Source organism: Microbacterium zouquanmingi (genome assembly GCF_052266675.1).
GTDB lineage: Bacteria > Actinomycetota > Actinomycetes > Actinomycetales > Microbacteriaceae > Microbacterium.
Genome location: NZ_JBQPRA010000001.1, coordinates 63,197 through 76,010, shown reverse-complemented (window position 1 = coordinate 76,010; position 12,814 = coordinate 63,197). Strand labels below are relative to the sequence as shown.

At 65.8% G+C, this 12,814-nt stretch carries 12 protein-coding genes; 7 read left to right on the top strand and 5 right to left on the bottom strand.

From position 1 onward, the window contains the following. The first annotated feature begins 145 nt into the window (after positions 1–145). On the top strand, positions 146–1,375 hold the full coding sequence (locus ACTU6V_RS00365; protein WP_443474607.1) for a CaiB/BaiF CoA transferase family protein: 1,230 nt from the start codon (positions 146–148) through the stop codon (positions 1,373–1,375). A 119-nt stretch (positions 1,376–1,494) separates the two neighbouring features. Here ACTU6V_RS00365 and ACTU6V_RS00360 read toward each other — a convergent pair whose 3' ends face one another. Beyond that, on the bottom strand, positions 1,495–2,202 hold the full coding sequence (locus ACTU6V_RS00360) for a GntR family transcriptional regulator (RefSeq protein WP_443474606.1): 708 nt from the start codon (positions 2,200–2,202) through the stop codon (positions 1,495–1,497). A 237-nt stretch (positions 2,203–2,439) separates the two neighbouring features. Here ACTU6V_RS00360 and ACTU6V_RS00355 point away from each other — a divergent pair, with 237 nt between their 5' ends. The 6 genes from ACTU6V_RS00355 (at position 2,440) to ACTU6V_RS00330 (ending at position 9,283) form a co-directional block, all read left to right on the top strand. Further along, positions 2,440–3,906, top strand: a complete 1,467-nt coding sequence (locus tag ACTU6V_RS00355) for an MFS transporter (RefSeq protein WP_443474605.1) — start codon at positions 2,440–2,442, stop codon at positions 3,904–3,906. A gap of 86 nt (positions 3,907–3,992) precedes the next feature. Then, positions 3,993–5,210 carry a class I SAM-dependent methyltransferase gene (locus ACTU6V_RS00350; protein ID WP_443474604.1) on the top strand — a complete coding sequence of 406 codons (1,218 nt, stop codon included), beginning with the start codon at positions 3,993–3,995 and terminating at the stop codon, positions 5,208–5,210. A 281-nt stretch (positions 5,211–5,491) separates the two neighbouring features. Continuing rightward, complete coding sequence (locus ACTU6V_RS00345; RefSeq protein WP_443469589.1) at positions 5,492–6,793, top strand: quaternary amine ABC transporter ATP-binding protein; 1,302 nt, start codon at positions 5,492–5,494, stop codon at positions 6,791–6,793. Next, on the top strand, positions 6,793–7,743 hold the full coding sequence (locus ACTU6V_RS00340) for an ABC transporter permease (RefSeq protein ID WP_443474603.1): 951 nt from the start codon (positions 6,793–6,795) through the stop codon (positions 7,741–7,743). The genes ACTU6V_RS00345 and ACTU6V_RS00340 overlap by 1 nt, the downstream gene beginning before the upstream one ends. Before the next feature lie 55 nt (positions 7,744–7,798). Next, positions 7,799–8,710 (top strand): glycine betaine ABC transporter substrate-binding protein, encoded by a 912-nt coding sequence (locus ACTU6V_RS00335; protein WP_443469587.1) that lies wholly within the window; start codon positions 7,799–7,801, stop codon positions 8,708–8,710. 198 nt (positions 8,711–8,908) lie between these two features. Then, complete coding sequence (locus ACTU6V_RS00330; protein ID WP_443474602.1) at positions 8,909–9,283, top strand: lipase maturation factor family protein; 375 nt, start codon at positions 8,909–8,911, stop codon at positions 9,281–9,283. A 175-nt stretch (positions 9,284–9,458) separates the two neighbouring features. Here the strand turns inward: ACTU6V_RS00330 and ACTU6V_RS00325 are convergent, their stop codons facing one another. The 4 genes from ACTU6V_RS00325 to ACTU6V_RS00310 form a co-directional block, all read right to left on the bottom strand. Further along, on the bottom strand, positions 9,459–9,992 hold the full coding sequence (locus tag ACTU6V_RS00325) for a Gfo/Idh/MocA family protein (RefSeq protein ID WP_443474601.1): 534 nt from the start codon (positions 9,990–9,992) through the stop codon (positions 9,459–9,461). 79 nt (positions 9,993–10,071) lie between these two features. Next, entirely contained in the window at positions 10,072–10,851 is a 780-nt protein-coding gene (locus tag ACTU6V_RS00320; protein WP_443474600.1) for a hypothetical protein, read from the bottom strand. Continuing rightward, entirely contained in the window at positions 10,848–11,594 is a 747-nt protein-coding gene (locus ACTU6V_RS00315; RefSeq protein WP_443469583.1) for an amidohydrolase family protein, read from the bottom strand. Before ACTU6V_RS00315 ends, ACTU6V_RS00320 begins: the two co-directional genes overlap by 4 nt. Continuing rightward, positions 11,591–12,814, bottom strand: coding sequence for an aminotransferase class III-fold pyridoxal phosphate-dependent enzyme (locus ACTU6V_RS00310; RefSeq protein WP_443469582.1), 1,224 nt, complete (start codon positions 12,812–12,814; stop codon positions 11,591–11,593). Before ACTU6V_RS00310 ends, ACTU6V_RS00315 begins: the two co-directional genes overlap by 4 nt.

The window sequence follows — 12,814 nt, the reverse complement described above, 5'->3', positions numbered from 1 at the left end:
GGACAATTTTTGCTCGTTTTGAGGCTAGTCCTCGAACTCGAGAACGTCAAGTGTCGACATTTAATGTCTTTCTGTCGTACGCTCGAGCTACTGAATCGCGGTGCGGCAATGTAGCCAGCGCGCGTACGGACGAGACGGAGTAGAGATGTCGGACGGTCACATCGGTCCACTGGCGGGTATCCGCGTACTTGATTTCACGCAGTTCCTTGCGGGCCCCCACGGCACGCAGATTCTGGGTGACCTGGGTGCAGAGGTCATCAAGGTCGAGGCGCCGGTCGGCGATTCGAGCCGGATCGTGCCGCCGCACTTCGTGCGCGGTGACAGCCTCTACTTCCACACCATCAACCGCAACAAGCGCAGCATTGCTGTCGACATGAAGGCGCAGGGCTCCACGGAGCTGCTGCGCGACCTCATCGATCAGAGCGACGTCGTGATCGAGAACTTCCGCCCTGGTGTATTGGCCCGCCTCGGCATTGACCGCGAGGTAGAGCGCAAGCGCCGCCCGGAGCTGGTGTGGTGCTCGATCTCGGGATTCGGCCAGGACGGCCCCGGCGCCGACCTGCCGGCCTACGACATGATCGTGCAGGCAATGTCGGGAACGATGAGCCTCACCGGTGAGCCCGGTGGCAGCCCGGTGCGCACCGGAAACCCCATCGGCGACATCGCAGCGGGGCTGCACGCGGTCATCGGAGTGGAAGCAGCTCTCCTGCGCCGCAAGGCGACCGGGCTCGGTGACTTCGTCGACATTTCGATGCTGGACTGCATGATCGCTCTCCTGAGCTACCAGGGCACGTACTACCTCAAGTCGGGTGTGAACCCTGGGCCGCAGGGCGCCAGGCACGACTCGATCCCGACCTACCGACTGTTCGCCGCGAAGAACGGCACGAGCTTGGTCACCACCGCGAACACCGAGCGGATGTGGCAGTCGATGGCGCGCGTGCTCGGACTCGAAGAGCTCATCGAAGACGAGCGCTTCCTCAACAACCCCGCCCGCCTCAAGAACAAGGAAGACCTCTGGTCGTACCTCGAGCCCGCTTTCCTCAAGAAGGAAGCACTCGAGTGGGTCGAGTTGTTCAATGAGAACGGCATCCCGGTCTCGACGGTCAACAACTTGGAGCAGGCGCTCTCGCACCCGCAGGTGCTGCACCGCGACATGGTGATCGAACTGGAGGGCGAGGGGCAGGTCGTCCGCACGCTCGGAAACCCGATCAAGCTCGAGGATTCGAGCCTGGCCGAGAACTCGTTCCCGCAGGCCGTCGGTGCCGCTGGCCCCGCCGTGCTCGCCGAGGTGCTCGGGTACGACGACGACCGGATCCACGATCTGATCGAGGCGGGTGTCATCGCCACAGAGAAGAAGGTTCCCGTCCGCCGCTGAGCGGATGCTGGCCAGACGGCGCAACCGTGGGGGCGGTTGCGCCGTCTTTATGTAGTCGGTGCGCTGGGCGTGCGGCGGGCGTGCGGGCGTGCTGCGGCGCGCTCAGCGCTTTACTGCGCTCAGCGCGTGTAGCTGCCGGTGAGCACGCGGTACGCGTCGTGCACGATCGCGGATGACAGCGCGGCGGCGAGGTCTGCGTCACGCTGGCAGAACGCGATATAGCAGCGCTCATGATCGGCCAGCGACTGCGCCATGCGGTTCGGGTAGGTCATCGACTGGTGGCGCAGCTGCAGCACGCTCAGTCCGAGCGAGTCGAGCAGGTCGCCGAGCACGCTGTCGGCAGTCACCTCGGTGACGAGGTCGTTGTAGGCGACGTTGGCCCAGAAGTAGGCATGGGAGTCATTCGATTTCACGGCTTCGCGCATGACGTCGAGCTTCTCGTTGAGCTCGACGAGCTGCTCATCGGTCGACCGCTCGCAGACGCGGCGAGCGGCGAGCGAGCTGAGCAGCGCCCTGACCGTGTAGATCTCCTCGACGGGTCCTTCGCTGACGTCGGCGACCCGGGGGCGACGGCGCGCAGGGATCTCGACGAGTCCTTGCTTCTCGAGCAGCATCAATGCTTCGCGCACCGGTGTGCGGCTCGTGTCGAAGCGCTGCGAGAGCTCGACGGAATTGACGTCTTCACCCGGGGGCAGCTCGCCCTCGATGATGCGCAGTCCGACGTCGAGGGCGATGCGCGCGACAAGGGATTCCTGGCGATCAGTCAGTCGCAGCATGCGAGTGATCATCTGCGTCGCGACGTCGCGCTGCTGTCCTTCGAGTTGCATGGGGTTCCCTTTCACCACGGACTGTTTACCGTACATCGCGTCGACACTTCCACTGACACGTCGAGCGGCTCCGGGATCAGCCGCCACGGAACTGCCTGCGATCTCTTCACATAATTGTGTCAAGCTTGGCTGTACTGTCGACACTTTATGGGATACACTCCCAAAAGGAATTATCGGAAATCGTGCAAGCGACTCCAGAGAGCCCCTGCCTCAACGAAGAGAAACTAGGAGATTCCCGTGACGAAACCGGGTTTGAATGCTGATCCAGAAGGTTCTGGGTCGAGCGTAAGCACCTCGCCTCGGGCGAGCCGCCGATCAGCAACTGTCGACTCTGGGCTGTCCGTAGAGTCGGTCATCGCCAGCATCCCGAAGTTCGGTCCGAAAGACGTCCGCTTCGCGAACTGGCTCTGCTTCTTCGCCTGGGTCGCTGCGGTCTATGACTTCATCCTTTTCGCCAACCTGCTTCCCGTCATCGGTGCGGACTTCGGTCTCACGGAGGCGGCGACCACGGGGCTGAACACCTGGGTCACCCTGGGAACCGCGGTCGTCGCATACTTCCTTGGCCGCCTGGTCGACCGCTACGGCCGCCGTGCGGGCCTCATCGTCGCGGTGGCCGGTGCCGCTCTCGCGTCGCTCCTGACGGCGACCACGCACTGGATCTACGGCCTGTTCGCCGGTCTCGGCCTCGTCGTGCTCGTGCTGGTTCGTACCGTTGCTGGCCTCGGTTTCGCCGAGATGGCCGTCAACGCGACCTACCTCAACGAGGTCTACGCCGTCGCGGCCCAGGACGAGAAGGCTGTGCGTCGTCGTGGCTTCACCTACTCGCTGGTGCAGGCCGGTTGGCCCGTCGGCGCTATGATCGCCGCGTTCTCGATCAACCTGCTGATGCCGATCGGGCACTGGTACCTGACGTTCGTCGTCGCCGCGATCCCCGCGATCTTCATCGTCTGGGCTGCCACGAAGATGAAGGAAAGCCCCCTGTGGGCGGCTCACCAGGGCATCAAGAACCTCGTCAAGGCCGGTCGCTCTGACGACGCCAAGGCTGTCGCAGACCACGTCGGCATCAGCATGGAGTCGGCCGAGTCCAGCTCGCCGGCTGACCTCTTCCGTCACGGCAACGCGCGCCCGTTCATCTTCATCTTCGCGGGCTACCTGCTGCAGGGTGTCGGTGTCATGGTCTTCCAGATCCTCGCGACGTCGCTGATGACCTCGGAGTCGGGCATGAACATCGACTTCACGAACGCGATCCTCATCCTCATCGTCTCCAACGTCGCAGCCTTCCTCGGCTACCTCGGATTCGGATGGCTCGGAGACCGCATCGGTCGACGCCTCACCATCTCGATCGGCTGGATCCTCGCCGGTATCGTCTACGGCATTATGCTGATGCTCCCGCAGGGCGCCTTCGTTCCGATCGTCATCGCATACGCCGTCGGCATGTGCATGATGCTCGGCCCGTTCGCTCCGCTGATGTTCTTCGCTGGCGAGAGCTTCCCGAGCAAGATTCGCGCGACGGCGACGTCGATCATCACCGCGAGCGGAATGCTCGGAAACCTCATCTCGGGAACGGTCGTCACCATCATGCTCACCGCGGGCATGACCTGGATCTCGACCGCCTGGTATATGGGTGTCATTCCCCTCGTGCTCGCCGGTCTGTTCATCCTCGGTGCACCGCACGTCGACCCAAGGGTCGCAAGCAAGCGCTGACGAGCGCTGCCGACAGAGGGTGTCGCCACTGGGCGGCGCCCTCTGTCGGCGTCTGAGGCGCATGCGCGGACTCGTAGTCTGGGATCGTGCCCGACTTCGCCTACGACCGCCTTCGCCGCTCACCGGACGTCGAAGCCGAGAACCTGTTCGCGTACGACGCGACCGACCGGATGCTGGTCGAGCGCGCTCGCGCAGACGCTGCCGATCAGCAGGTGCCGGGCTCCGAGATCGCCATCATCGGTGACGAGTACGGCGCGATCACGCTCGCGCTGGCGGATGCTGGGCTCACCGGCCTGCGCGTGCACCAGGACCTCGCCACGGGGAGACGGGCTCTGGCACGCAACGCCGTGGCGCTCGGGCTAGTGGGATTGCGCTCGCACGAACTCGACGCGCAGCTGCTCGAGGGCGCGGGGCTCGTGCTGCTGCAGCTGCCGAAGTCGCTCGCTGAGCTTGAAGAAATCGCGGATGCCGTGACCCGCTGGGCGGCGCCCGAGGTCACACTCATCGCCGGTGGTCGCGTGAAGCACATGACTCTGACGCAGAACGAGGTGCTCGCTCGGAGTTTCGGGCACGTGCAGCCGCAGCGCGCTGAGCGCAAGTCGCGGCTGATCGTGGCGTCCTCTCCCCGAGGCGTGCCCGCTGAGTCGATGTTCCCGGTCAGCGCGCGCATCGAGGTGCCGGGGCGCGACCAGCCGCTGACGGTGGTCGCCCACGGCGGCGCTTTTGCCGGCGTGAAGCTCGACATCGGCACGCGCGTGCTGCTCGAGGTGCTCGCTTCCCGCGCACAACTCCTGAGAAACTCCGCTGATCAGCCCGGCCGGAGCCGCGAAAGCAGCGATCGGCGAAAAAGTTCAGGAGTTATGCAAGGCGGCGCCGGGGCGACGGTCATCGACCTCGGTTGCGGGACCGGAGTGCTGGCCGCAACCTACGCGCTCACCCATCCTGAGGCCCGCGTCATCGCCACTGATCGCTCGGCGGCAGCCGTGGCATCCGCTCGCGCGACGATGCATGCGAACGGGGCCGATGTCGAGGTCACCCACGACGACGCCGGGTCAGAAATCCCCGATCAATCAGTAGATCTTGTGCTGCTCAATCCGCCATTCCACCTCGGCGCGAGCATCCACACCGGAGCGGCGACCAGACTGTTCGAGGCTGCCGCGCGCATCCTCAAGCCCGGCGGCGAACTGCTCACCGTCTACAACTCGCACCTCGCGTACAAGCAAGAGCTGGCGACGCGGATCGGTCCCACGGACCAGCTTCACCGCACCTCGAAATTCACCGTCACGCGAAGCATCCGTCGTTGAATTCATTCTTCGCCGCAGATTGTCGACATTCGACAGCGATCCTCATCTTTGTTACGTTGGAATGTAGGCCAATTGGTCTGAGACCAGTCCGCGAACACGTCGTGCGTTCGAATTGATTCATGCTGGGAAGCGACGTGGGCGTAAGGTCGATGCTTTTACGGGGGAGCAGGATCCCCCTCTCGTGCCGCCCGCAAGACGATGTCGAACGGCCCTGAGCATCACCCGGACGTAACCGAAGTGGCTCCCGAAACCCGAAGTATCGGTGAGTCGCCAGGGGAAACGTGACTGAAACCGCACTTGAGGCGCGCCATCTTTTCAAAGTGTTCGGACGCAATCCGAAGCAGGCAGTGCAGCGGCTGAAGGCTGGTGCATCTCGTGCCGAGGTGCAGGAGGCCGGAACCGCCGCCGTCATCGACGCCAGCTTCACCGTCAACAAGGGCGAGATCTTCGTGATCATGGGGCTGTCCGGATCGGGCAAGTCCACGATCATCCGCATGCTCAATGGGCTGCACGACATCACTGATGGCTCCGTCGTGGTGGGCGGCGACGAGATCGCCGGAGTCTCGGCGGCACGTCTGCGCGAGATCCGCCGCGACAACGTGTCGATGGTGTTCCAGCACTTCGCGCTGCTGCCGCACCGCACCGTTGCTGACAACGTCGCTTATCCGCTCGAGCTCAAGGGCGTGGCTAAGGCAGAGCGCCTGGCGAAGGCCAACGAGGTCATCGAGATGGTCGGGCTCACCGGCTGGGGCGACAAACTGCCCTCGCAGCTGTCCGGCGGAATGCAGCAGCGCGTCGGTATCGCTCGCGCACTCGCCGCGGACACCGAGATCCTGTTGATGGATGAGGCGTTCAGCGCGCTTGACCCACTGATCCGCCGCGAGATGCAGGAGCAGCTGGTCGAGCTGCAGGCCAAGCTGCAGAAGACCATCGTCTTCATCACGCACGACCTCAACGAGGCGATGTTCCTCGGTGACCGGATCGCCGTAATGCGCGATGGCCGTATCGTGCAGATCGGCACGCCGGAAGACATCCTCACGGATCCCGCCAACGACTACGTCGAGCAGTTCGTGCAGGACGTCGACCGTGCGCGCGTGCTCACCGCCGCGAACGTCATGGAGTTGCCGCGTCCTTTCGTGCCAGACACGGGCGGTCCCCGCACGGCGCTGCGCCAGATGCGCGACACCTATTCGTCGGCGGTCTACGTCACCGACCGCGACCGAAAGCTGCTGGGGATGGTCATCGACCGCGACGCCGTCAAGCTCATCCGCAAGGGCGACACGTCGCTGACGTCCATCATCAAGCCGGTGCCGCAGAGCGTCTCTGAAGACGAGATCCTCATGAACCTGTTCGTGCCCGCCGTCGAGTCGCCGCTGCCGCTCGCAGTGACGGATGCTGAGAACCGCCTGGTCGGCGTCATCCCGCGCATCACGCTTCTGGCAGCGCTGGGTCCTGGACCGAACTCCACGGAGGAGATCACTCTGCCGATGCCGCCGGTCTCGCATGCCGAGATCGCCGCAGTGCTGGGAGAGGCGGATGCTGCGGTTGCCGAGGCGGCTCACGTCGAAGGAGAGGTGCGCTGATGGACGGTTTCCGCATTCCGATCGGTGAGTGGGCTTCGACCGCTGTCGACTGGGTCAAAGACAACCTCGAGGGACTGCTCGACTTCATCTCGTTCGTGGTGAAGTTCTTGGTCAACGGGCTGACCGACATCCTCGTCGGCACGCCCTTCCCGCTTCTCATCGCGATCTTCGCGCTGATCGCATGGTTCGTGCGATCGTGGCAGATGGCCGTGGGAACCGTGGTGGCGTTCGTGCTCATCGTGGGCATGAACCTGTGGGAGCCCGCGATGCAGACCCTGTCGCTGGTGATCGTCTCGGCGATCGTGGCAGTGCTTATCGCAATCCCACTGGGCATCTGGTCGGCGCGCAATGCGACCGTCAGAGCGATCCTCAAGCCCGTCCTCGACTTCATGCAGACGATGCCGGCGTTCGTGTATCTGATCCCGGCGATCGTGTTCTTCAGCATCGGCGTCGTCCCGGGTCTCGTTGCCACCGTGATCTTCTCGCTGCCTCCGGGCGTCCGGCTGACGGAGCTCGGCATCCGCGGAGTCGACTCGGAGACCGTCGAGGCGGGGCATGCCTTCGGTGCGACGCCCGGGCAGATCCTGCGCGGCATCCAGCTGCCTCTTGCGATGCCGACCATCATGGCCGGTATCAACCAGGTGATCATGCTCGCCTTGTCGATGGCTGTCATCGCTGGAATGGCGGGGGCCGATGGGCTCGGCAAGATGGTCGTCGAGGCCATCTCGACAGTGAACATCGCCAAGGGCGTCGAGGCCGGTCTCGGCGTCGTGCTGGTCGCCGTGTTCCTCGACCGCGTGACTGCGGCCCTGGGGACACCGAGCGAGTACCGCTCATCGCTGATCGGAGTCATCTCGCGTCGCCAGGGTGAGCGTCGCGCAACCGCGGCGGATGCTGCGGCTCAGGCCGAGCGCGAATCGGCTTCGCCGCACCGTGCCCCGATCATGTGATCGACAACAACTGACTACCCATACGAAACGCAGCAGAACATACGAAAGGAAGCACATGAAGAAGTTCCGGCACATCACAGCCATCGCAGCAATCGGTGTCACCGCATCCCTCGCACTCGGAGGATGTGCGGCAGGCAACGACACCGCTGGAGGCGACAGCGGCGAAGACAGCAAGGGCACCATCACCCTCGGATTCCTGCCCTCCTGGACCGACGGCCTGAGCATGGCCTACCTCCTGCAGGACCAGTTCGAGAAGCTCGGCTACACGGTCGAGATGGAGACGCTGACCGAGGCTGGTCCGCTCTACACCGGCCTCGCGCAGGGCGACGTCGACATGTACCCGTCGGCGTGGCCCGAGGTCACGCACGTCGAGTACATGGAGAAGTACGGCGACGATCTCGAGGACCTCGGCGCGTACTACGACAACGCCAAGCTCACGATCGCTGTGCCCAGCTACATGGACATCGACTCGCTCGAGGACCTCAAGGGCGACGCCGCTCGTTTCGACGGCAAGATCATCGGCATCGAGCCGGGGGCGGGCCTGACCCGCCAGACGCAGGAAGAGATGATTCCGGCGTACGGCCTCGAGGACGAGTACACGCTCGAGACCTCATCGACCGCCGCGATGCTCACCGTTCTCGGTGAGGCCATCGACAACGAAGAGGACGTCGTCGTCACGTTGTGGCGTCCGTTCTGGGCCAACAGCACGTACGACGTGAAGGACCTCGAAGACCCGCTGGGCGCGATGGGTGAGGCGGAGACGCTGAACTTCATGGGCCACAAGGGCTTCAGCGAGCAGTTCCCCGAGGCTGCTGCGCTCGTCGAGAAGATCAAGCTCGATGACGACCAGTACGGTTCACTCGAGGACCTCGTCGTCAACGAGTTCGGCGAGGGCCAGGAGGCCGACGCCGTCGACAAGTGGCTCGAGGAGAACGGCGACCAGTTCGACTGGGTCGTCAAGAAGTAGAGCCCGCTTCGTGCGAGAGGGCGTCGCGGCTTCGGCCGCGGCGCCCTTCTCGTCTGCACCGGCCGCGCACAACTCCTGAGGTTTTTACCGGATCCGCATGATCTCGGGCGCTGCGTGCCCGAACCAGAGAGATTCTCAGGAGTTGTGCGGTGCGCAGGCCCCTTTCACCGCACGTCGGCGCGGACGACGATACGTCGCATGGATGGATTCGCCGCGGTCGACTTCGGTTTCGCGGGCGAGATGCTCCAGCGGGGCACCGCCGCGCTGTATCTGGTCGCGTTCGTGTCGACGCTGAATCAGGTCCGACCGCTTCTCGGTGAGCGAGGGCTTCTGCCCGCACCGGAGCTGCTCGCCTGGGCCGCATCATCGACGGCGCGAAAGAGGGCGCTGCGCCCCACGCTCTTTACGCGGATCCGCTACACCGACGGCCGCCTCGCCGCGCTGTGCTGGACGGGAATCGTCATCTCGTACCGCTACCGGTTCGCGGCCAGGGCCGAGCACCGCGCGGGCGGCGCCGTGTGGGGGCGCGACCGCCAGCGCGTGATCGTGCGGCCGGTGAGCCTGCCCGCGTGACCCTGACCCTGGTGCGGAGTACGCTTCGGGGTCCGACACGCCACTTGTCGGACCAAGACGGGCATCCGGTCCGTGATCTGGCGTGTCGGCCCCCAGGACGTGACCGGGCGTCAGCCCTATAGCAGGACCGGCCGCCCGGTACGGATCGAGGTCGGATGCCGGCGGCAGGTAGCCCTCACGGGCTTCGCCTGACCCGGCCGTCCAAGGCTGGGGGATCCCGCGTCGCGGACACTTCGGCGACCGGGCCCGTGAGCCACCGGGCCTGATCGAGGTCGGGGATCATGAGGTCGGGGATCAGCCCGCCGCCGGCATCCTCTGCATAGAACCAGACCGAATCCGGCGCCGCCACGGCCCGGCGGAAGGTCAGATCGAGCAGCGTGACGATCGAGCCGACACCCTCCTTCATCCGCTGGTAGCTCTCGAAATAGCGCACCACGTGCGCCGGGAAGAGGCGCTCACCTGCATCCGATGCCTCCTGCACCAACGAGACGGCATCTGCGGTGCTGACGGCGAACGGCTTCTCGCGCACGACGTGTCGGTCGCGTGCGAACGCGCGGCGGGCGACGGCCAGCACCCCATCGGTCATCGCACGGCGGTAGTAGTAGTCGTGCGGGTTGAGGATGCCACGGGTTATGACCCCGGATGCGGCGGGCGTCGATCCGCGCGGGTCGGCGGTGCCCCAGGTCGAGCCTTGCCCGCGGGTGTCCATGAACAGGGCTCGGCGACTCGGGGCGGTACGCGCGCAGTTCTTCGGGACTCAGGTCGAAGCGAGGGATGACGGCATCCTTTCAGAGCCGCGGGGTGGTGATCGTGCGGAGGGCGTCGGGTGGGAGGTCAGATGCCATCATCTGCAGCATGGTTGCCTCGGGCGTCTGCACGGGCAGACCGGAGCCGAACACCCAGCGCGCCGGATCAAGACGATCGACGATGCCCGTGGGGCCGTTGACGTGCCAGAGGTCGAGGCGCACCGTCTCAGGCACCGCGTCGCTGAGATGGCGACTTAGTTCCGTCCAATCGGCCGCGTTCAGCCCGCTGATCACGAGCGGGTGCTCCGGACGGGAACGTACAAGATCGGCGATGTCGTGCACGTCCAGATCCCGAGCGAGGGAGAACGGATGCCGCACGCGGGCGTCGTCCATGCGAGCGATCAGCTGCACCGACATTCCGTGTGTGGCCGCTGCGTCGATCACTTCGGCGACCAGCGGCACCGGGTAGTGGTGGAAGCCGGGGGCGACGCGCACGCCGAAGGCACCGGCATCCGCCGCCCAGGCCAGCTCGCTGCGCCAGTCGGCCTCGCTCGGATCGATCACCGCGAACACCCGGAACAGCTCGTCTCCCGCGCACTCGGTCAGCGCTGCCCGGTTGCCGGTGTGCGTGTCGAAGCCGAACAGCGCCGACAGGTGCGAGACCCACAGGCTCCGCAACCCGTGGCGTCTTGCGTACGCGCGTAGTCCGTCGGCGTCCGCGCTCGCCGTGAGCCGGTACGGCCAGGTGCCCAGGTGGCACATCGTGTCGATCACCCCCAGCTGCGAGAATGCGCGCAGCAGCATCCGCCCTTCTGCCGTCATGCCACCTCCGCCAGCCAGCCGGCTATGGTGCCGCCGAAGACGCGCTGCTCGGCCTCGACCGGCAGCCCCGCGCCGAGCACTTTCCCGACGTTGGCCGACAGGTCGACGTGAGGCAGGTCGGAACCGAAGACCACCCTGTCGACGCCGAGCCGATCGACTGCGAGCGCCACCTCACCGGCGCCGATGATCGTGCCCGAGGTGTCGACGGCCACATTGGTCGTCTCGCGCACGGTGTTGATCGCCGAGTCGGCCTGTCCGCCCAGGTGCGCCATGACGAAGCGGGTTTCCGGATGCCGTCGCGCAGCCGCCGCGATGTGCTCGGCCGTCGACTCGTAGGGGAATCCGCCGACTGTCTTCCGCCAGGCGTGCGCCAGCACGATGAGCCGGTGCTCGGCCGCGTACTCGAGGATCGGATCGTTCAGCGGATCGTCGGCAAGTGTGGCGATCCACAGCTTGATGCCGATCATTCCGCGATCCTCGACGTTGCGGCGCAGGTCGTCGAGGCTGTCGCGTCCGTAGCGCGGGTTGACGTAGCAGTAGCCGCGCAGGTGGTCGGGATACTGCTCGAGTTCGCCCGCCATCACGCGGTTCATCTCGCGCACCTCGTCGAGCGAGGGGTGTGCGACGAACGCGCCGATGTTGCTGCACAGGAACAGCCCGATGCCGAGCTGCTCGCCGCGGCGGATGATGTCGGGATTGAACCGGCCGTCGCCCAGGTGGGTGTGCGCGTCCACGCCCGTCACGCGGCGACCTCGGCCAGCGCCTTGCGCACCCGACGCAGCGTCTCGTCGATGTCGTCGGCGGTGTGCGCGGCGTTGACGTAGACCACGCGGTACAGCGAGACGCCATGGCGGAACGCTGCGCGCAGGAATGCCTGCAGCGTCGTTTCGTCGCCGGCGACGAGCTGCGGGCAGGTCGGGTGGCCCTCGAGCCGGATGCTGACGCCAGACGCCGCGAAGGCGGCGTTCATGCCGGCCTGCAGTGCTGTGCCCGATGCGTGCAGCTGATCGATGATCCCTTCGTCGCGCATCGCCGTCATAGTCGCGGTGGCCGCGGCCAGCGACAGGGTCTCACCGCCATAGGTTGACGAGACGACCACTTCTGTGCGGTCGAGCACCGAAAGCACATCCCGGCGCCCGCAGTACACCGACAAGGGCATGCCGTTCGCGATGCCCTTGCCAAACACCGACAGGTCAGGCAGCACGCCGGTGAACTCGGCCATGCCGCCCAGCGCCACCCGGAATCCGGTCACCATCTCGTCGTAGCCGAGCAGCGCACCGTGCTCGTCGGCCAGCGCGCGAAGGCGACGATAGAAGTCGGGGGCGTCGGCAAGGCCGGGGTAGTCAGCGGCCACGAGGATCAGCGCGATCTCTGAGCCGTGCGCCGTGAACAGCTCGTCGAGGATCGCCAGGTCGTTCCAATCGACGGCATGATGCAGCTCGGCCAGAGCGGCCGGCACGCCCGGCACCTTGGTCGTCGTCGCGCCCGGCAGAACGCGCGCCCCGGGAGCCAGCGAGTTCAGCCAGCCGTTGTAGCCGATCTGCACGATGCGGTCGCGTTCCGTGTGCGCACGAGCGATGCGGATCAGCGCCGCGAGCGCCTCTCCGCCCGTCTTCAGGAACCGTGCGGCTTCGGCCCCCGGCACGAGAGAGCAGAACAGCTCGGCGGTGGTCGTCTCGAGCGGGTGCGGATGCCCGAAGAGGATGCCGTCATGGAGCTGAGCGCGGATCGCGGCATCCACCCGCGGTTCGGCGTAGCCGAGCGTGACAGGGCCGAGAGCGTTGCGGTAGTCGATGAACTCGCGCCCCTGGTCGTCCCACACCCGGCATCCGCGGCCGCGCGCGATGACCTCGGGCTCGTCCGGCAGCAGCACCGGAGCTTTCGAATTGGTGCTGCTGCCGACGGGCATCACCGTGAGGGCGCGGTCCCGCCAGCCGGTGGTCGTTCGCGTCGCATGCGCCAT